Origin of the sequence: Nocardioides sp. LMS-CY, from assembly GCF_018732145.1 — a bacterium.
GTDB classification, from domain to species: domain Bacteria; phylum Actinomycetota; class Actinomycetes; order Propionibacteriales; family Nocardioidaceae; genus Nocardioides; species Nocardioides soli.
In genome coordinates, this window is sequence record NZ_CP076104.1 from 3,493,267 (window position 1) to 3,512,588 (window position 19,322).

18 protein-coding genes are annotated in these 19,322 nt (G+C 72.9%); 5 read left to right on the forward strand and 13 right to left on the reverse strand.

Going from position 1 to position 19,322, the window contains the following annotated elements; all coding sequences use genetic code 11:
* Positions 1-7 precede the first annotated feature (7 nt).
* The 3 genes from KM427_RS16690 to KM427_RS16700 all read right to left on the reverse strand — a co-directional run bounded on the left by KM427_RS16690 (position 8) and on the right by KM427_RS16700 (position 3,156).
* The gene (locus KM427_RS16690) at positions 8-1,171 is read right to left on the reverse strand and encodes an RNA polymerase sigma factor (RefSeq protein ID WP_252274585.1); all 1,164 of its coding nucleotides are present in this window, start codon (positions 1,169-1,171) and stop codon (positions 8-10) included.
* Positions 1,168-1,575: a YciI family protein gene (locus tag KM427_RS16695; protein WP_215524632.1), complete on the reverse strand. Its 408-nt coding sequence runs from the start codon at positions 1,573-1,575 to the stop codon at positions 1,168-1,170. The genes KM427_RS16690 and KM427_RS16695 overlap by 4 nt, the downstream gene beginning before the upstream one ends.
* Before the next feature lie 105 nt (positions 1,576-1,680).
* Positions 1,681-3,156: an RNB domain-containing ribonuclease gene (locus KM427_RS16700; protein WP_215524633.1), complete on the reverse strand. Its 1,476-nt coding sequence runs from the start codon at positions 3,154-3,156 to the stop codon at positions 1,681-1,683.
* Positions 3,157-3,173: 17 nt separating this feature from the next.
* Here KM427_RS16700 and yaaA point away from each other — a divergent pair, with 17 nt between their 5' ends.
* Positions 3,174-3,947 carry a peroxide stress protein YaaA gene (yaaA, locus tag KM427_RS16705; protein ID WP_215524634.1) on the forward strand — a complete coding sequence of 258 codons (774 nt, stop codon included), beginning with the start codon at positions 3,174-3,176 and terminating at the stop codon, positions 3,945-3,947.
* A 3-nt stretch (positions 3,948-3,950) separates the two neighbouring features.
* On the opposite strand, the gene KM427_RS16710 is transcribed toward yaaA, so the two are convergent.
* Genes KM427_RS16710 through KM427_RS16720 form a run of 3 tightly spaced genes read right to left on the reverse strand, consistent with a single transcriptional unit; the run spans position 3,951 to position 7,007 of the window.
* Entirely contained in the window at positions 3,951-5,138 is a 1,188-nt protein-coding gene (locus tag KM427_RS16710; protein WP_215524635.1) for a bifunctional RNase H/acid phosphatase, read from the reverse strand.
* A complete protein-coding gene (locus KM427_RS25940) occupies positions 5,135-5,911 on the reverse strand; it encodes a zinc ribbon domain-containing protein (protein WP_502887160.1) in 777 nt (258 codons plus the stop codon). The genes KM427_RS16710 and KM427_RS25940 overlap by 4 nt, the downstream gene beginning before the upstream one ends.
* Complete coding sequence (locus KM427_RS16720) at positions 5,889-7,007, reverse strand: Nif3-like dinuclear metal center hexameric protein (RefSeq protein WP_215524636.1); 1,119 nt, start codon at positions 7,005-7,007, stop codon at positions 5,889-5,891. The genes KM427_RS25940 and KM427_RS16720 overlap by 23 nt, the downstream gene beginning before the upstream one ends.
* A 67-nt stretch (positions 7,008-7,074) precedes the next feature.
* Between KM427_RS16720 and KM427_RS16725 the strand changes: the two genes are divergently transcribed.
* Positions 7,075-7,380, forward strand: coding sequence for an antibiotic biosynthesis monooxygenase family protein (locus KM427_RS16725; RefSeq protein ID WP_215524637.1), 306 nt, complete (start codon positions 7,075-7,077; stop codon positions 7,378-7,380).
* An 18-nt stretch (positions 7,381-7,398) separates the two neighbouring features.
* Here the strand turns inward: KM427_RS16725 and KM427_RS16730 are convergent, their stop codons facing one another.
* Positions 7,399-8,961: an AMP-binding protein gene (locus KM427_RS16730; protein WP_215524638.1), complete on the reverse strand. Its 1,563-nt coding sequence runs from the start codon at positions 8,959-8,961 to the stop codon at positions 7,399-7,401.
* Here KM427_RS16730 and KM427_RS16735 point away from each other — a divergent pair.
* The 3 genes from KM427_RS16735 (at position 8,930) to KM427_RS16745 (ending at position 11,691) form a co-directional block, all read left to right on the forward strand.
* Complete coding sequence (locus KM427_RS16735) at positions 8,930-9,466, forward strand: hypothetical protein (protein ID WP_215524639.1); 537 nt, start codon at positions 8,930-8,932, stop codon at positions 9,464-9,466. The genes KM427_RS16730 and KM427_RS16735 overlap by 32 nt on opposite strands.
* Before the next feature lie 153 nt (positions 9,467-9,619).
* The gene (locus KM427_RS16740; RefSeq protein ID WP_215524640.1) at positions 9,620-11,035 is read left to right on the forward strand and encodes a sensor histidine kinase; all 1,416 of its coding nucleotides are present in this window, start codon (positions 9,620-9,622) and stop codon (positions 11,033-11,035) included.
* Positions 11,020-11,691 carry a response regulator transcription factor gene (locus KM427_RS16745; protein WP_183593999.1) on the forward strand — a complete coding sequence of 224 codons (672 nt, stop codon included), beginning with the start codon at positions 11,020-11,022 and terminating at the stop codon, positions 11,689-11,691. Before KM427_RS16740 ends, KM427_RS16745 begins: the two co-directional genes overlap by 16 nt.
* A gap of 20 nt (positions 11,692-11,711) precedes the next feature.
* Here the strand turns inward: KM427_RS16745 and KM427_RS16750 are convergent, their stop codons facing one another.
* The 6 genes from KM427_RS16750 to KM427_RS16775 all read right to left on the reverse strand — a co-directional run bounded on the left by KM427_RS16750 (position 11,712) and on the right by KM427_RS16775 (position 19,300).
* A complete protein-coding gene (locus KM427_RS16750) occupies positions 11,712-12,572 on the reverse strand; it encodes a serine/threonine-protein kinase (protein WP_215524641.1) in 861 nt (286 codons plus the stop codon).
* The gene (locus KM427_RS16755; protein ID WP_215524642.1) at positions 12,572-12,970 is read right to left on the reverse strand and encodes a hypothetical protein; all 399 of its coding nucleotides are present in this window, start codon (positions 12,968-12,970) and stop codon (positions 12,572-12,574) included. The genes KM427_RS16750 and KM427_RS16755 overlap by 1 nt, the downstream gene beginning before the upstream one ends.
* A gap of 157 nt (positions 12,971-13,127) precedes the next feature.
* Positions 13,128-14,054, reverse strand: coding sequence for a lysophospholipid acyltransferase family protein (locus KM427_RS16760; protein WP_215524643.1), 927 nt, complete (start codon positions 14,052-14,054; stop codon positions 13,128-13,130).
* Between the two features lie 184 nt (positions 14,055-14,238).
* The gene (gene larAH, locus KM427_RS16765; RefSeq protein ID WP_215524644.1) at positions 14,239-15,819 is read right to left on the reverse strand and encodes an NPN-dependent hydroxyacid isomerase, LarAH14/15/16 family; all 1,581 of its coding nucleotides are present in this window, start codon (positions 15,817-15,819) and stop codon (positions 14,239-14,241) included.
* On the reverse strand, positions 15,816-17,003 hold the full coding sequence (locus tag KM427_RS16770) for a zinc-dependent alcohol dehydrogenase (RefSeq protein ID WP_215527656.1): 1,188 nt from the start codon (positions 17,001-17,003) through the stop codon (positions 15,816-15,818). The genes larAH and KM427_RS16770 overlap by 4 nt, the downstream gene beginning before the upstream one ends.
* On the reverse strand, positions 17,003-19,300 hold the full coding sequence (locus tag KM427_RS16775) for an HAD-IB family hydrolase (protein WP_215524645.1): 2,298 nt from the start codon (positions 19,298-19,300) through the stop codon (positions 17,003-17,005). Before KM427_RS16775 ends, KM427_RS16770 begins: the two co-directional genes overlap by 1 nt.
* Positions 19,301-19,322 lie beyond the last annotated feature (22 nt).

Sequence of the window (19,322 nt, forward strand, 5' to 3'; positions counted from 1 at the left end):
CCGGCCGTCATCGCCGCGTGTTGAGCCGCGCCGCCTGCCGGGTCAGGTGGTCGCGCTCGGCGAGGTTGGTCGCCTGGCGGGCCGCCTCGGCGTACAGCCTGGCCGCGGTCGCCAGGTCGCCGTCCCGCTCGTGGAGGTACGCCGCCGCGGCGGTGTGCCGGGGCAGCGAGTCGTCGACCGTCGCGAGCGCGGCGAGGCCGGCGCGCGGTCCGTCGGCCTCGCCGACCGCCACCGCGCGGTTGAGCCGGACGACCGGGCTGTCGGTCAGGCGCACGAGCTCGTCGTACCACTCGACGATCTGCACCCAGTCGGTCTCCGCGGCGGTGGGTGCGTCCGCGTGGAGCGCCGCGATCGCGGCCTGCGCCTGGAACTCCCCCAGCCGGTCGCGGGCGAGGGCGGCCTGCAGGATCTCGACGCCCTCGGCGATCGCCGCGGTGTCCCACCGACTGCGGTCCTGCTCGGCCAGTGGCACCAGGCTGCCGTCGGCAGCGGTCCGGGCCGCCCGCCGGGCGTGGTGGAGCAGCATCAGCGCGAGCAGCCCGGCGGTCTCGCTGCCGAGCTCGTGGTCGGTGCCGATCGCGGCGGCGAGCTGGCGGGTGAGCCGGATCGCCTCGTCGGCGAGGTCGACCTCACCGGAGTAGCCCTCGTTGAAGACCAGGTAGAGGACCCGCAGCACGGTGGCGACGTCGCCGGGCTGGTCGAGGCGCACGGCGGCGACGGTGCGCTTGGCGCGGCTGATGCGCTGGGCCATGGTCGGCTCGGGCACGAGATAGGCCTGCGCGATCTGGCGGGTGGTCAGCCCGCCCACGGCGCGCAGCGTGAGCGCGACCGCGGACGACGGCGTCAGCGACGGGTGCGCACACAGGAAGTAGAGCTGGAGCGTGTCGTCGGCCCCGCTCGCCGTCCCGGGCTCCGGCTCCTCGTCGACGCGGTCCTCCCGCCGGCGGCGGGCGACGTCGGCGCGGGTCGCGTCGAGGAACCGGCGCCAGGCCGTGGTCACCAGCCAGCCCTGCGGGTCGCGTGGCGGTTCGACCGGCCAGACCCGCAGGGCGTCGATGAGAGCGTCCTGGACGGCGTCCTCGGCCGCCGCGAAGTCGGCTCCGCGGCGGACGAGGATGCCGAGCACCCTCGGCGTGAGGCTGCGCAGCAGGACCTCGTCCACCGAGGTCACTCCGTGATGGTGGGCGGCTCGGTCAGGAACGGCCGCAGCTCGAGCCACTCGTGGATCGGCTGGCCGCCCGCGCCGGGCGCCGCCGACAGCTCGCCGGCCAGCTCGACGGCGCGCTCGTAGCTGTCGACGTCGATCACCATCCAGCCGGCGATCAGGTCCTTGGTCTCGGCGAACGGCCCGTCGGTGACCGGCGGGCGACCCGCACCGTCGTAGCGGACGAAGGTGCCCTCGGGCGCGAGTGCCTGACCGTCGACGTACTCGCCGGTCTGCTCGAGCCGGTCCGCGAAGTCGCGCATGTACTGCACGTGGGCCGAGATCTCCTCCGGCGTCCACCGGTCCATCGGCACGTCGTTCACCGGGGCCGGGGCGCCGCGGTAGTGCTTGAGCAGCAGGTACTTGGTCATCGTGGTTCTCCTCGGTGCCGGCGACCCATGTTGGTCGCGTTCACAGCGGGGACGGAGCCGCTGCCCGGTTCTCGACATCGGTGCCCGACCATTTCTCGTCCCCCGTCACGCGGTCGCGGTCAGCCGCTCCTCGACGAGCTGGAACTCCACCCGCCGGGTCGCGACGTCGGCGGTCGTGAGCCGCACCCGGACGTCGGTGCCGAGCGGCAGGGGCGTCTCCTCCGAGCCGACCACCGCCTCGACGTCGGGGTCGTGGAGCACGACGACCCCACGGCGTTCGTCCTTGTCGTCGACGTCGACCACGACGCCGCCGAAGACCTCGCCCACCCGGCTCGCGAGCACGCCGGCCTCGACCAGGTCGAGCACCGCCCGCTCGTACGTCCGTGACCTCGACCCCGACGCCTGGAGGGTCTTCGGCAGCGACGGCAGCGCCGCCCGCACCCAGTCGGGGACGTCGGTGCCGGCGCAGAGCGCGAGGCACACCTCGCTCGCGTAGCGGTCCCCGAGCCGGCGCAGCGGTGCGGTGACGTGGGCGTACTGCTCGGCCAGCGCCGAGTGGAGCGGCTGCGCGGGTGTCTCGCCGTCGAACGCGACGTACCCGCTCCCACGCAGCAGCCGGGTGGCGGCGTTGACCATCGCGGCGTGGGCGGGGATCGCCGGGTCGAGGGTGCGGATGAAGTCGGGGTAGAGCTGCTCGGCCGGCCACTCGATGCCCAGCGCGCGCGCCGTCCGGTGCAGGCGCTGCACGTCGCGCGGGTCGGGCGGCGGCAGGGTGCGGAGCAGGCCGATGCGGGCATAGAGCATCAGGTCGGCTGCGGCGAAGCCGGTGAGCAGCGAGAGCTGGGCGTTCCAGAGCTCGACCGGCAACTGCTGGCGGAACTCCAGGTGCCACCGCTCCCCCGCGACCTCGATGTCCTGCTCGGGCAACGGCAGGGACACACCGCCGCGCGCGGCCTCCCGCGCGATCCGGAGCTCGCCGATCTCGCGCAGCAGCGCCAGCGACTCGTCGGCCGTGCCGCCGTCGATCGCGGCCTGCGCCTGCGCGTAGGTGAGCTGTGCGGTCGAGCGCACCCGCGCCCGCTCCACGTGCACGTCGGTGCGGGTGCCCTCGTCGTCGAGCCGGATCGTCCAGAGCAGCGCCGGGCGCACCTCGCCGGGCAGCAGCGACGCCGCGCCCTCGCTCAGCACGGCCGGGTGCAGCGGCACCTTGGAGTCCGCGCCGTAGAGGGTCTCGCCGCGCCGGTGCGCCTCGAGGTCGACCGGGTCGCCGGGCGTGACGAAGGCGGCCACGTCGGCGATCGCGTACTCCACGACGTACCCCGAGCCGTTGCGCGAGAGGTGCAGCGCCTGGTCGAGGTCGCGCGACCCGGGCGGGTCGATGGTCACGAACGGCACGTCGGTGCGGTCGAGGTCCGGCAGCCGCGGCGAGCCGGCCGCCGTGGCGGCGGTCGCCTCGACCTCGGGCGGGAAGTCGGGCGAGACGTCGAGCTCGCCGTGGATCCGCTCGACACCCGCGCGCAGCGTGCCGGCGGCCACGCCGTCATCGACGGAGCGGACCCGGACGACGCGGCTGCTGGGCATACGGGCACCATAGCCGCGTGCTCGTACTGCTACCGCCCAGCGAGGGCAAGGCCGCCCCACGTCGCGGCAAGCCCCTCGACCTGACCGCGCTGGACTTCCCGACGCTGACCGCGGCGCGGGAGCGGGTGCTGGACGCCCTCGTCGAGCTCTGCGAGGGCGACCCCGACGTGGCCGCGAAGACCCTGGGCATCGGCGGCACCCAGCTCGACCTGGTCGCGCTCAACCGCGGGCTGCGTGAGAACCCGACGGCGCGCGCCGACCAGGTCTACACCGGAGTCCTGTACGACGCCCTCGACGTCGCCACGCTCACCCCCGCGGCCCGGCGACGGGCGACCCGGCGGCTGGCGGTGACCTCCAGCCTGTTCGGGCTGGTGCGCCCGAGCGACCGGATCCCGGCGTACCGCCTCTCCGGCGACGTGACCCTGCCCGGGCTCGGCCCGGTCGCGGGCGTGTGGCGCGAGTGCCTCGGCGAGGCCGCCACGGAGGCGCTCGGCCGCGGACTGCTGGTCGACCTGCGCAGCAGCACCTACGCCGCGTTCTGGCGCCCCACGCCCGACCTCCAGGTCGCCACCGTGCGGGTGCTCCACGAGCACCGGGGCCAACGCAAGGTGGTCAGCCACTTCAACAAGGCCACCAAGGGCCGCATCGTGCGCGCCCTGCTCGAGAGCGGCGCGGACCCGCGCACGCCGTCCCGGCTCGCCGGCGCGCTGCGCGACCTGGGCTGGACGGTCGAGGAGGGCGCGCCGGGCCGGCAGGGCGTGCAGCTCGACGTGGTGGTCAGCGAGCTGTAGGAGTCACCACTTCACGGCCCCGGCGGCGAAGACGTCGTTGCCCGGAGGCAGGGCGTTGTACATCCGCATCGACGGCCGGTCGTCGAACCACGCCAGCACCGTCACCGAGGCGGGACTCAGCTCCATCCGGAAGACCGACTCGAGCGGCGCGTCGACGGCGGTGGCCACCAGCGTCTTGATCGGCGTCACGTGGCTGACGACCACGACGGTGCGGCCGGCGTGGGTCTCGAGCAGCCGCGCGAGCCCGGCCAGCACCCGCTCCTGCACCGCGCGGAAGGACTCCCCGCCGCCGGGGGCGTGATCGACCGAGCCGAGCCACGTCGTCAGCTCGTCGGGGTAGCGCTCCCCCACCTCGGCGAAGGTCAGCCCGTCCCAGGCCCCGAACTCCATCTCGGCGAAGCCCGGCTCCAGCTCGACCTCCCGCCCGAGGGCGGCCGCGACGATCTCGGCCGACTCCAGCGTGCGGCGTACCGGCGAGGCGACCACGGCGTCGATGCGCTCGGCGATCGGGCTGAGCCAGTCGGCGACGGCGCGGATCTGTGCGCGGCCCTCGTCGCTCAGGCCGGGGTTGGCGCTGGCGAGCCCGCCGGAGAACCGCTTCTCGACCGTGTGCGGGGTGACCCCGTGGCGCACCAGCACCACCGTCGTCGGCGCCTCCCCGCCGGACCAGCCGCGCGCCTGGGTCTGGATGGAGACCGGCTGCGTGTCGGGGTCCTGCACCGACTCGGCCAGCGACTCGGGCTCCTCCTCCCACGGGCCGGGCTCCCGGGCGACGGTGACGCCGTCGCGCGTGCCGTCGAGGGCCTCGTTGGCGAGCCGGTCGGCGTGGCCGTTCCGGTTCCGCGGCACCCAGGTGTACGTCGTACCCGTCGGCGCCAGCCGCATCGCCTGCTCGGCCAGCGGCCGCAGGTCGGCGTGCTTGATCCGCCAGCGCCCCGACATCTGCTCGACGACGAGCTTGGAGTCCATCCGCACCTCGACGTCCGCACCGGGGGCGAGCTCGGCGGCGAGCTCGAGGCCGGCGACCAGGCCGGAGTACTCCGCGACGTTGTTGGTCGCCACCCCGAGCGTGCGGCCGTCCTCGGCGAGCACCGCGCCGGTCTCGGCGTCGCGGAGCACGGCGCCGTACGCCGCGGGCCCGGGGTTGCCCCGGGAGGCGCCGTCGGCCTCGACGACGACGCCGCGGGTCACAGCCCCGACTCGGGCGTGCGCACCAGGATCCGCTGGCACTCCTCACAGCGGACCACCTCGTCGTCGGGCAGGCCCTTGATCCGGGTCAGCTCGGCCGAGTCGAGGGTGAGGCGGCAGCCGCCGCACTCCCGGGCGCGCAGCGCGGCGGCGCCGATGCCGCCCTTCTGCTCCCGCAGGCGGTCGTAGAGCGCGATCAGGTCGGCCGGGATGCCCTCGGTCGCCGGGGCGCGATCGGCCCGCACCCGCTCGGCCTGCGCGTCGATGTCGGCGAACTTCTCGTCGCGGGCCGCGCCGAGCACACCGAGCCGCTCGTCGGTCTCGGCGACCAGGAGCTGGAGCTCGTCGAGCTCGCGCTGCGCCTCCTCGACCCGCTCCATGATCTCGAGCTCGTCGTCCTCGAGCGAGGAGATCCGGCGCTCCAGCGACTCGAGCTCGTGCTGCATCCGCTCGAGGTCCTTGGGATTGGTGACCAGGCCCTGGTCCATCCGGTCGCGGTCACGGGCGCGGCGCGCCTTGACGGCCTCGACGTCGGTGTCGATCTTGCGCTGCTCGGCGGTCAGGTCGTCGACGGAGATCCGCGCGTCGCGCGCGAGGTTGTCGACGTCGGTGCGCTTGGCGCTCAGCTCGGCGATCTCGGCCAGCTCGGGCAGCTTGGCGCGCTGGTGGCGCAGCTGGTCGCCGCGGGCGTCGAGCTCCTGGAGCTCGAGGAGCTTCAGTTGGGCGGCGGGGTCGGCTTTCAGCGGGGTCTCCTCAGATGCGGAACTGCCAGGGATCGGTGCACGTGGTGCTCACGCGGGTGTCCACCGTATCGCCCAGCGTGGCACGGACCCGCGCCTCCACCGCGGGCAGCCACGTCCACTCCGCGGCCCAGTGGGCGATGTCGATCAGCGCCGGCCCGTCCGGCTCCAGGAACTCGCTCGCCGGGTGGTGCCGCAGGTCGCTGGTCACGTAGACGTCGGCGTCGGTGCGTGCGACGGTGTCGAGCAGGAAGTCCCCGGCGCCGCCGCACACCGCGACCCGGCGTACCTCCCGCTCCGGTTCTCCCGCCACGCGGACGCCGTGGGCGGTCTGCGGCAGCGCGCCCGAGACGGCCGCGGCGAAGCCGCGCAGCGTGGTCGGTGCGATCGACCCGATCCGGCCGGTGCCGGTCTCGGCGAGGCCGGGGTCGGCGAGCTCGACGACGTCGAAGGCCGGCTCCTCGTAGGGGTGGGTGGCCAGCAGCGCCCGGACCACCGCCGCGCGCCGCGACCGCGGCAGCACGACCTCGACCCGCTCCTCCTCGACGGTCTCGAGGTCGCCGACCGAGCCGATCGCGGGGGTGGCTCCCTCGAGCGGGCGGAACCGGCCGCTGCCCGGCGTGGAGAACGACGCGTGCTCGTAGTCGCCGATCCGGCCGGCGCCCGCCTCGGCGAGCGCCGCACGCAGCCCGTCGGCGTCGGCCAGCGGCACGAAGGTCGTGAGCTTGTCCATCGGCCCGGCCGGCGCGGGCACGATCGGGGCCAGGCCGGTCAGGCCGAGCGCGCGGGCGAGCGACTCGGAGACGCCGCCGCGGGCCTGGTCGGCGTTCGTGTGCGCGGTGAGCAGCGCGCACCCGGCGCCGGTGAGCGTCGCGAGCGTGCGTCCCTTCGGCGTGGTGGCCGCGACGCCGTGCACCGCCTTGAGAAAGAGCGGATGGTGCACGACGAGCAGGTCGGCGCCCCACTCGGCCGCCTCGCGGGCCACCGGCAGCACCGGGTCGACCGCGAACAGCACCTTGCGCACGGGCTGGTCCGGGTCGCCGGCGACCAGGCCGACGGCGTCCCAGGAGTCGGCCGTGTCGGGCGGGTACCAGCCGTGCAACAGGGCGACGACCTCCTTCAGCGCGGGCATGGGGGGAGGCTATCCGAGCCCGGCCGTCGTGCCGGGGCGGCTCCACCGGGGTCGTTAGGCTCGCCTCATGTCGGTCGTGAAGATCAACGCCATCTCCGTCCCGCCCGAGGCCCACGAGGAGCTCGAGCGCCGCTTCGCCCACCGCGCGCACACCGTCGACAGCAGCCCGGGCTTCCTCGGCTTCCAGCTGCTGCGGCCCGTCAAGGGCGAGGACCGGTACTTCGTGGTGACCCAGTGGGAGGACGAGGCCTCGTTCGAGGCCTGGCGCGACGGGTCGGCCCGCGCCGCCCACGCGGGCGAGCACGGGAAGCCGGTGGCCTCCGGTGCCGAGTTGCTCGAGTTCGAGGTCGTCCTGGACGTCGGACGCCGCTGACCCGCAGGGTCCCCGACGTCAGTTGACCTGCCGGCCGCGTCCCTCCCAGTACGGCGCGCGCAGCTTGAACTTCTGCAGCTTGCCGGTGGCGGTGCGGGCCAGCTCGGCGCGGAACTCCACGACGGTGGGCGCCTTGTAGCCCGCCGCGCGCTCCTTGCACCACGCGATGATCTCGGCCTCGGTCGCCTGCTGGCCCTCGGCCAGCACCACCATCGCCATGATCGTCTCGCCCCACTTCTCGCTGGGGACGCCGATCACCGCGACCTCGGCGACGGCCGGGTGCGAGAAGATCACGTCCTCGACCTCGATCGAGGAGACGTTCTCGCCGCCGGTGATGATCACGTCCTTCTTCCGGTCGGAGATCGTCAGGTAGCCGTCGTCGCCGATCGTCCCGCCGTCGCCGGTGTGGAACCAGCCGTCGCCCAGCGCCCGCTCGGTCTCCTCCGGCTGCTCCCAGTAGCCCTCGAGCACGACGTTCGACTGCGCCAGCACCTCGCCCTCGTTGTCGTCGTCGTCCGCGATCGCCAGTCGTACGCCGAGCGCGGGCGCGCCCGCGCGGGTCAGCAGCGACGCCCGCTGCTCGGCGGGCAGGTCGTCCCACTCCGCGCGGGTGCGGTTGAAGGTCAGCAGCGGCGAGGTCTCGGTGAGGCCGTAGATCTGGATGAACTCCCAGCCCAGCTCCTCCTGCACCCGCACGATCGTCTTCGTCGGCGGCGGGGCCCCGGCCATGATGATCCGCACCCGGTCGCGGCCGGGGATCTCGCCCTCCCAGGTCTGCGCGGCCTCGAGCACCGCCGCGGCGACCGCAGGGGCCGCGCACATCACGGTCACACCGTGGTCGCGCACCCGACGCAGGATCTCGGTGCCGTCGACCTTGCGGAGCACGATCTGCTTCAGCCCCAGGCCGGTCGCCAGGAACGGCCAGCCCCACCCGTTGGCATGGAACATCGGCAGCGTGTGCAGGTAGACGTCGCGGTCGGTGACCGCCGCGTGCATGGCGAAGGTGACGGCGTTGACCCAGATGTTGCGGTGGGTGATCTGCACGCCCTTGGGCCGCGCGGTCGTGCCCGACGTGTAGTTGATGCACGCGGTGGCGTTCTCGTCGGGCGCCCAGGCCTGCGGCTGCATCCCCTCGGGGGCGTACAGCTCGTCGTCGTTGCCGAGGACGAACTTGAACTCCGCGTCCACGTCCTTGAGCGACTCCTCGAGCTCGGGGTCGACCAGCAGCACGCGGGCACCGGAGTGCTCGACGATGTAGCGCACCTCGTCGGGACGCAGCCGGAAGTTGACCGGCACCAGCACCCGGCCCCAGCCGCTGACCCCGAAGAACGACGTGAGCAGCCGCGCGCTGTTGTGGCTCACGATCGCGACCCGGTCGCCCACCTCCAGCCCGAGCTCGTCGAGTCTGGCGGCCTGCCTGCCGGCCAGGGCACCGAGCTCGGCGTACGTGAGCCGCCCGCCGCCCAACGGACCCGCCAGCGGTGGCGCGGGCTGATCGGGCTCGTCGACGACGCCCACCCGCTCGCCGTACACCTGCACGGCCCGATCGATGAAGTCCGAGACGCTGAACGGCACGATCATGCCTGCCACTCTATCCACGCAACGTTGTCCGGAGGTTGCCTCGTTCCTGGACCGCGGATCGGTGAGAGTCCTCTCATCGGGCTCTCACCGTCTGCCCACGATCGGGGAGAATGATGACGCCATGAAGCCGGTCTGGAAGATCCTCATCGCGCTCGCGGTCGTCGTCCCGATGGGTGCCTACGTCGCGGGCTCCCTCGCCGCGTCCGCCTCGAACGACCCGCGGCCGCGGGAGACGATCCAGATCCAGGAGCCCGACCCGAGCACCACGCCCAGCGCGAAGCCTACCCGCAAGCCCAGCGAGCCGCCGTCGCCCACCGGCACACCGGGCCGCGGGGATGACGGCGAGGATGATGACGACGACAGCGACGATGACGACGTCGAGGTGATCGTGCCGGACTACGACGACTTCGACGACCACGACGACGACGGCGACGACGACCGCCGGGGCCGGGATCACGACGACCGGGACGACGATCACAGCGGGCGCGGTGGTGGCGACGACTAGTGGCCATCACCGTTGATTCACCCAGGGTCTACGCACCCAGTGCACGCGCCTCGCCGCGTCGGCGACGCTCGGTAGACAACCAGGTATGCCGTCGCGCCGCCGCCTTGCGAGGCACGCACCCTGAGCACGGATACCCCCGACGTATCAACAGCGATGACCACTAGCGTCTCGGTCCGGGTCCGCATCACCGCGACCGTGGCGCTGCTGGTGCTCGCCGGACTCGTCCTCGCCGGCGCCGTCGTGTACACGATCGAGTCCCGCCGCCTGGAACAGCAGATCGCGAGCTCGGTGGACCAGGAGTTCGCCGAGTTCGGCAAGCTGCAGAGCGACGGGGTGAACCCCGACACGGGCCGTCCGTTCGAGACACCCGAGGACATGGTGCGGCTCTTCTTCCAGCGCAATGTCCCGGGCGACAACGAGCTGCTGATCGGCTGGTGGAACGACCGCATCGGTGCCCAGTCGCCGAGGCAGGACGCCATCAGCGAGAGCGACTGGATCGGCCCGACCGTGCGCTCCCTGCTCGACGACAACGGCACCACGACTGTCGATTCGGAGTTCGGCGAACTCCAGGTCGCGACGCAGGCAGTCCGGCAGGGAGACGAGACCGGGGCGCTGGTCGTGGTGACATTCCTCGACCGGGTCCGGTCCGGCCTGCGCGACACGATGCGCACCTACGCCATCGTCGCGGCACTCGTCCTGCTGGTCGTGACGGCCGTGGCGTTCTGGGTCTCCGGACGCCTGCTCTCGCCGCTGCGCACCCTGCGCGAGACCGCCGAGGACATCACCGAGACCGATCTCTCGCAGCGGCTGCCGGTCACCGGCAACGACGACATCACCGCGCTCACCCGCACCTTCAACGGCATGCTCGACCGGCTGGAGGCGGCGTTCGTCGGGCAGCGGCAGTTCCTCGACGACGCGGGCCATGAGCTCAAGACCCCGCTCACGGTGCTGCGCGGACATCTCGAGCTGCTCGACTCCGACAACCCCGCCGACGTCGCCGAGACCCGGCTGCTGCTGCTCGACGAGATCGACCGGATGTCGCGGCTGGTCGGCGACCTGATCCTGCTCGCCAAGAGCGACCGCCCCGACTTCCTGCGGCTGCGGCAGGTCGACCTCGACGGGCTGACCAACGACCTGGTGGCCAAGGCCCGCGGCCTCGGCGACCGCGACTGGGTCGTCGACGAGGTGGCCGAGGCCAAGGTCGTCGCCGACGAGCAGCGGCTCACCCAGGCGGTGCTCCAGCTCGCCGACAACGCGGTCAAGCACACCCACGCCGGCGACACCATCGCGATCGGGTCGTCGGCCACCCCGACGCAGGTGCGGATCTGGGTCCGCGACACCGGGCCCGGCGTCCCGCCCGAGGATCGCGAGCTCGTCTTTGAACGTTTCGGCCGCTCCGCCGTACCTCCGGGTGACGAGGGCTTCGGACTCGGTCTCTCCATCGTCGGTGCCATCGTGCGAGCGCACGGCGGCACGGTCGCCGTCGAGGACGCGGATCCACCGGGGGCGCGGTTCGTCGTGACACTCTCGAGAGTGCGGAAGATGGAGGACGAGTGGCCCGCATCCTGATCGTGGAGGACGAGCAGCGCATCGCGTCGTTCGTGGCGAAGGGCCTGCGCGCCGACGGCCACCTGACGACGATCGTCGCCGACGGTCACGCCGGCCTCGACCGCGCGCTGAGCGGCGACTTCGACCTCGTCGTCCTCGACATCGGCCTGCCCGGCATCGACGGGTTCGAGGTACTCGACCAGCTGCGCGCCCACGGCTCCCAGGTCCCCGTCATCGTGCTCACCGCACGCGACTCCGTCGGCGACACGGTCTCGGCGCTCGAAGGCGGTGCCGACGACTACATGCCCAAGCCGTTCCGGTTCGCCGAGCTGCTCGCGCGGGTCCGCCTGCGGCTGCGCCAGGACCAGTCGAACGGCGGCCCGCGGCGCGAGGACGTCCTCGACTGCGGCGGGGTCCGACTCGACGTGCGCACCCGCCGCGCCGAGGTGGGTGGACGGCAGGTCGAGCTCTCCGCGCGCGAGTTCGCGCTGGCCGAGATGTTCATGGTCAACGCAGGGCAGGTGCTCTCCCGCGAGCAGCTCCTCGACCACGTCTGGGGCCTCGACTTCGACCCCGGCTCCAACGTCGTCGACGTCTATGTCGGCTACCTGCGCAAGAAGCTCGGCTCCGGGTCGATCGCCACCGTGCGCGGAATGGGCTACCGCTTCAACCGGTGACCCGCGTCATCTTGTCCGTTTCACCTGGTCCGCAGCGCACCGCCGAGCCGCACCGGCGGCTGCCGGTCGAGGACCGGCTCGAGGGCCTCCGCGATCTCCCGCGGGAGCGGCCGGTTGGCCGGATCGCGGTCGAGGCCGGCGTACAGGACCTTCGACACCTCCGGCGGTACGCCGTCGGGGAGCTGGTACGGGTCGTCGTAGGTCTGCGGGAGCTCGTCGTCGTGGGCGCGGTCGAAGGCGCGGTAGCCGGCGACCCCCTCGAAGAGGGTCGCGCACAGGCCCCACACGTCGGACGGGGTCGAGGGTGCGCCGAAGCGATCCGGGTCCGCCTGCTCGGGGGACATGTAGGCGTCGGTGCCGATCCGCACCGTGCGGGCCGCGTCGGCCACCGGCCGCGCGACCGAGAGGTCGATGAGGCGCGCTGGGGCGCCCATGATCACGTTGCTCGGCTTCACGTCGAGGTGCACCCAGCCGAGGTGCGCGAGGTAGTGGAGCGCGCTGGCGACCTCGATCGCCAGGGGCAGGTACTGCTGCTCCTGGAGCGGTCCGTAGCGCCGGACCAGCGTCGAGAGCCGGGGCCCGTCGATCTGCTCCAGCACGACGTGCGGGCGCTCGCCCGACAGCACGTGCCGCAGCCCGCGCACCACGACCGGGTGGTTGATCGTCGCGAGCGCGTCGACCTCGCGCGCCAGCCCGCGCAGGCTGTGCTCGTCCTCGACCTGGTCGGGCCGCACGGTCTTCACCACGACGGGCGCGTAGGTGATCTCGTCGAACGCCAGGTAGGCCTCGTAGGCGGACCCGCCGCCGAGCCGACGGACGGCCGTCAGCTCGGCGGTGATCGGGTCACCCTCCACGAAGTCCCAGGAGGTCAGGGAGGACATCAGCCGCGGGTGTTGTGACGGGTGCCGTCGTTGGTGTGGTGCCGCGACCGGTCGACGTTGCCGCTGCCCGGACCGTCGTTGGTCAGGTCGCGGACCCGGCTGTGCCGGCTGTCGTCGCGATCGCGACCCCGGGTGCGGGTGTTGGTGTTGGTGTCGTCGCCGCCACGAGTGCGGGTCTGGGTGCCGGTCTGCTGGTCGAGCCCGGTGTCGTCGTCATCGTCGTCGTCGACGGTGGTGACGAGCACGTGGCTGTCGTCGTCCCGCTTGAACGCCTTGCCCTGGTCGGAGGCGTGGCTCGAGCCGTGGTCGGCCGACGCCGTCGGCGCCTGCCAGGCGACCAGCCCGGTGGTCACCAGTGCGGCCAGGCCGAGCGTGCCGGTCGTGATCAGCTTGTTCATCATCGTCTCCTCGTGTGGTTGCTGGACGAGGACGACGATTCCGCCTGCCGGTGAGGCGACCATGAGTCGCCGATGAGATCGCTCTCATGGTGGCCCGCCCGGACCTCAGCCCGGGTGCCGCATTCGAGGGTCGGGGTCGGGCTCGTTCCGGTTGCGGTCAGCGCCGCCAGGCGGTCAGCCGGCGCGCCGGTGCGTCGGCGACCGGCGACTCGGTCTGCTCCCACACCCGGCGCCACTGTGAGACGCGCGGCCCCGACGGGTCGGGTACGGCACCGGCGGCCGCCCGGCGACGGGCCTCCCACCAGGTGCTGCGGTCCTCGTCGAGCAGCGCGCCCACGGCGTCCTTGATCCGTGGCGCGAAGTCGCGCACGGACTCGTCGGGTCCTGCCACCAGGGGCTCGCCGAAGCGGATCGTGAGCTGCCGCCGCCCCGGCGACGGCCAACCCTGGCCGCGCGGCATCGCCGCGAACGTCCCGCGGTGGGCGACCGGCACGACCGGCACGCCGTGCTCCTTGGCGAGGTACGCCGCGCCGAGGCGGAACCGCCCCATCCAGCCGTCGACCGACCGGGTGCCCTCGGGGTAGATGACCAGGCTCCAGCCGTCGGCCAGCACCTCCCCCGGCGTCGCGGCCATCGTGCCGCCGCGCCGGTCGATCGGGAAGGTGTTGAAGAGCAGCACCGATCCGACCGCGCGCCACCAGGTGTCGAAGAAGTAGTCCGCCGCGGCCGCCACCGCCGTACGCCGCCGCCACTCGTCGGGCAGCGACAGCAGGATCAGCGGGGTGTCGAGGTGGGAGGCGTGGTTGGCGACGAAGATCACCGGGCCGTCGATGCGGTCGAGCACGTCGAGCCCCTCGACCTGCGTGCGCACCTGGGAGCGGAAGAGCGGTTCGAGGCCGGCCTTCTGCGCGACCTCGCGCGCGGCCATCGCCGGCTTGCGGCGCGACCAGTCGGTGCGGAACACCGTCGACCGCGACGGCGGCACCCACGCCTCGGCCGACCGCGGGACCTGGGGTCGCCGGCCCCAGCGCCACCCGCGGGCGACCTGGCGGACGTCGTCAACCGACTCGCGGAGGAAGGTCATCGGGCCACCGCCCCAGCCGGCCCCGCGGTGAGCCAGCAACCGACCGGGCGCCCGAAACGGTTGCTCACGCACCGCCGCCCGGCCACGCCGCCGGCCGGCGGTGAGCCAGCAACCGACCGGGCGCCCGAAACGGTTGCCCACGCACCGCCGCCCGGACCACCGCCCGGACCGCCGCGCCGGGCACTCATCGCACGTCCGCGAGCAGGTGCGGCGGGTTGTGCAGGTAGGTGATCGAGGGCGACGAGCCGACCGTGCCGGACGCCATCTCCAGCGCGTCCTGCAGCGTGGTCGCGGCCCGGAAGCCCAGCCGCGCCGCGGCCCGCCGGTCGGCCCCCACCCAGATCACCTCGTCGACGTGGTCCATCGCGTGCGCCGCCCAGTACCACATGTAGAACGGGTGGACGCCGTGGTAGGCGTGCGAGGTGCGGTAGAGGTGGATGTACCAGGGGTCCTGCGCGAACTGCTGCTCGTACTTCTCCCCCACGACCGCCGGGTCGGTCGACTCGGCGAGCACCTCCTCGTAGAAGTCGACGTACGACGGGTGGTGCAGCTGGTTGAAGCCCTCGTTGAGCGGGTGGTAGAGGATCACCGCGCCGCCCTTCCGGACGACCGGCTGACCCCGGTAGGAGTTGAAGTAGTAGCCGAGCCCCATGCAGGTGGCCAGGATCGGGTTCATCGACGAGTTGACGTTGTAGGGGCCGAGGTAGGGCACCCCCATCACCAACACGTCCGACTGCCCCTGCACCTCGACCAGGTGCTGCTGATGCACCTTCGCCAGCGTGCGCTCATGCACCGCCTCGACCTCGCCGGCGTTGACGCCGGTGAGCCCGTAGACCGAGCGCATGTCGTGGAACATCTTGTGCCGCATCTTCTGCGGCGCGACCGCGAGACCCCGGCGTACGCCGAGCATGGTGGCCTGGTCCTTGACCGACCACTCCCACTCCCGCTTCTGCAGGAAGTCGAAGGGCTTCGGGAAGACGTCGTTGTTGAGCGTGGTCTCGATCTGGAAGACCTTGACGGTGTCCTTGATGACCCGGCCCATCCGCCACGCGGAGTGGTGCATCGCGGAGTGCTTGTGGTCCATGAACGACCGCGAGTGCACCATCGTCTTGGCGTTGTGGTGGTGGCGCAGCGACTTGTACGACGCGAGCCCGATGCCGACCGACTTGTGGCCGCCGTCCATCGCGACGAGGTTGACGTTGACGTAGACGAGCAGGTCGGACTCGGCGGCCCGCTTGCTGATCTCGATGTCCTCACCCTTGTCGGTGGTGCCGAGGTGGGTGAGGTTGGCGCGGTCCTCCGCGTCGAAGTTGTAGAGGTCGCCCTGGGGGTAGAACGAGCGGAACACCCGCTCGCCCACGATGTGCTTGAGCTCGGCCGCGGTCATCCGGCGGTGCAGCGCGTTGGCGGCGATCAGCTTGACGTCGTCGACGCCGGCCTCGGCCGCCATCGTCAGCACGTGCTCGATGATCCGGCCGCGGATGTCGGGCGCCTTCATCGTCGGCAGCGGCAGCGACAGGTCGTCGAAGGCGATCGTCAGCCGCATGCCCGGGAAGAGCAGCGTCGGCAGCGGGTCGGAGTCGACCGGGTGCAGCAGCGCCTCGCGGATCGCCTCGTCGACGTCGGGCACCGCGGGGAGCGACTCCGGCGGGTAGACCACCCGGGTGCCGAGCGGGAAGCTCTCCAGGCGGAAGCCCAGCCCCTCGTGCACGACCAGCGGCGGGGTGCGATCGTCCACCTCGAGGACGAATCCGGGGCGACTCATGTGGAACTCCTGGGATCGAAAGCGACTTTCACGGTGCCGAGACGGCCGGCCGCGTGGGCGTGGTCGAGTGCCTCCCGCCAGCGGTGCAACGGGTAGCTGGCGACGCTCTTCGCGAGCTGCTGGACGGCGTCGGTGGCGACCAGCTCGACGGCCTGCTCGAAGGCCGCGTCGCCCTGGGCGGAGGCGTAGGTGCCGACCACCTCGAGCTCGCGGAACCAGGCCGCGGAGAGGTCCGCGGCGGCCGGCATGCCGGAGAGCACGACGCGCCCACCCGCGCGGGTGGCCTGCAGCGCGGTCTCGAGCGACTGCTTGCTGCCCACCGCGTCGACGGCGACGTCGACGCCGCCGAGCAGGTACGGCGAGGAGAACTCCGGCTCGAGCTGGAAGGCACCCGTCGCCCGGCGTACCCGCCGCAGCACCTCGCCCGGTGCGACGACCTCGGTCGCACCGAACTCGCGGGCCAGCTCGCGCTGGTGGGCGTGCTTGGCCACGACGATGATCTCGCCGGCGTCGGTGAGCTCGCGCAGCGCGAGGGTCGCGAACAGCCCGACGGACCCGGCGCCGCTGACCAGCACCCGGTCGCCGCTGCGCACCCCGGCCCGGCGGGCGGTGTGGACGGCGCAGGCGACCGGCTCGATCAGGATCGCCTGCTCGTCGGAGAAGCCCTCGGGCACCGGGTGCAGCTGGCTGCGGTGCGCCGCGAGCTGCTGGCCCCAGCCGCCGCCGGTGTCCTTGCAGAAGCCGGTCTGCAGGCCCGGCGAGAGATGGCCGACGGTGATCCGCTCGCAGCGGTTGGTCTGCCCGTCCGCGCAGGCCGAGCAGGGCTCGACGCCGCGGGCGGCGCAGGTGAGCACCGGGTCGACCACGACGCGGGTGCCCTTCGGCAGGTCCTCGCAGTCCTCGAGCAGCTCGGCGACGACCTCGTGGCCGGGCACGAACGGCAGCGAGACGACCGCGGAGAAGTACAGGCTGGTCCGGCCCGACAGCGCGCCGAGGTCGGAGCCGCAGATGCCCGAGAGCCGGGTGCGCAGCCGCGCCCAGCCGGGTCGGTCGACCCTCGGCTCCTGGATCGTCACCAGCCGCAGCGGCGCGGCGTACCCCGAGAGGATGCCGGGCATCCGGCCGCCGATCGCCTTCCCGGCCACCGTGCGCGGCAGCGACCGGAACATCTCGAGCGCGAGCATCACCGCAGATCACCTGCCGGGTTGAGGGTGCGGGTGTTGGACGTCGAGCTCGCCCAGTCGACGATCGTCCATCGGTGCCGACGGGCGTGCCGGAAGAGCGACACGTCGGGCTTGACCGCCACCGGCCGGCCGACGGCATCGAGCAGCGGCAGGTCGGAGTGGGAGTCGGCATAGCCGTACGACGCGGCCAGGTCGATGCCGTGCTCCGCGGCGTACTGCCGCATCCAGGCCGCCCGCGACTCCCCCACCAGCGGCGAGCTGGCCAGGAAGCCGGTGCACACGCCCCTGTCGTCGACGGCGAGCTCGGCGGCCTCGATGTGGTCGAAGAGCGGCTCCAGGGGCCGGGTCAGCGGCCGGATGGCGCCGGTGATGAGCACGGTCCGGTGGCCGGCGTTGCGGTGCTCTCGGATCCGGCGGACGGCGTCCGGCGAGAGCCGCGAGAGCACGTAGTCGGTCAGGTGCTCGTCGGCGATCGCGTCCAGATCGGCGAGCCGGGCTCCATCGTACTGCCGGTAGACGGCACGCAGGAACGCGCTGCGCTCGCGCCGCTCGGCGCGCACCATCGCCGGCACCTTCGCGGCGATCCGGCCCAGCTCGCCCCAGCGCTCGCTGCCGGTCTGCTCGCGCAGCCGGAGCCACAGGTAGGTCTCGATGACGTTGGAGGACATCAGCGTGCCGTCCATGTCGAAGAACGCGCCGATCTGGCCGGTCGAGCTCGCCGACACCGGCTTGAGCGTCGGGTCGGTCGCGGCCTTGCGCTTGCGGCGGGCCTCGTCCATCCGCCGCACCGGCGCGGTCACTGCCGGGCAGTGCACCTCGCGCAGGTAGTGGGACCAGTCGACGACGGCGGTGTCGAACGCGAACGCCGCCTGGTCCTCCGGGGACAGCGAGCGGTAGAGCCCGAGCGTGTTCGCGTCGGAGAAGCGCAGCTCGGCCTGGGCGTACTCGCGGTAGAGGTCCAGGTAGCGGCGCAGGAACTCCAGCCGCCGGCCCTGCTGGTCGAGCTTGCGGGCGAGGTCGCGGGTCCGGTCACCGCGGGGAGCGTGGCCGACCACGTAGTTCGCGACCTGGTGCGCCCGCTCGCTGGTCGACAGCAGCCGCTCGACCGACGAGGCGCCCGGGAAGCGCCAGTCCGGCAGCCGCACGGCGCCGCGGTCGCCGGCGGCGAACGGGTGCTCGTCGAAGTAGGCCCGGACGTTGTCGTAGAGCATCCGGAAGGTGAGGGGGTTGCGGTCCCCGGACGAGACGTGGAAGTACGCCGGGTCGCCGGCCTCCGGCGGGTGCGCCAGCACCGCGACGATCGCGGCCACCACGTGGTCGACCGGCACGATGTCGACGATCGTGTCGGCGGCCGCCGGGAACTCCGGCAGCTCGCCGCGACCGTAGGCCAGGATCAGCGGCTCGGCCATCTTGAAGCCCTCGATCCAGCCCGGGTGCGGACGCTCCAGGGCGGACTCGATGATGCTCGGCCGGACGATCGAGACCCGGCGCGGCTGGGCGGCGTCGCGGGCGTGCTGCTCCACCACCCGCTCGCCGAGCGCCTTGGTGAACGTGTAGCAGTCGGTCCAGCCCAGGCTGCGCGCCCGCTCCGACCCGATCCGCACCAGCTCGCGCTTGACCCACTCCTTGCGGGCCTCCTCGGTCGCGGCGGCCGCGGTGAGCAGGCCGGCCCGGCTGTGCGTGCGCTCGGCCTTCTTGCGCTCGCGCTCGAGCACGAACGCGCTGCGGCTCTGGTGCTCGACGATCTGTCGCTGGACGAGGCCCCACGACAGCTCGGCCCCGAGGTCGACGTCGTGGTCGACCGGCGCCTCCGGGATGCTGCCGCGCCGACGGCCCGCGACGTACGCCGTGGAGATGTGCACGTAGTGGATGTCCGGTCCGGCGTCGCGGACCCGGGCGAGCAGCTCGCGGGTGCCCTGCACGTTGGTGCGGAAGCCCTCGTCGACCGGCGGGTCGAAGGAGACGTCGCCGGCGCAGTGCACGACAGCGTCCAGCCCGGGTGGCAGCTCGGGCGCGTCGGCCAGATCGCCCTCCAGCACCTCGATCCGGGCCGCCATCAGCGCCTCGACGCCACCGGCGGCCTCGACGATGTCGGCGAAGACCGGCTTGCGCAGCAGCGCCGCCGTGCGGGCCTCGGCGCTCGTCGAGCCCTTGCGCCGCACCAACACCGTGACGCGCACGCCCGGCGCCTCGGCCAGCATCAGGTGGAGCAGCGCCTCGCCCACGAAGCCGGTCACACCGGTGAGCAGCACGTGCTGCCCGTCGAGTCGCGCAGCAATCGTCGACACCGGGAGCATGCGCAGAAACCTACTACCGATG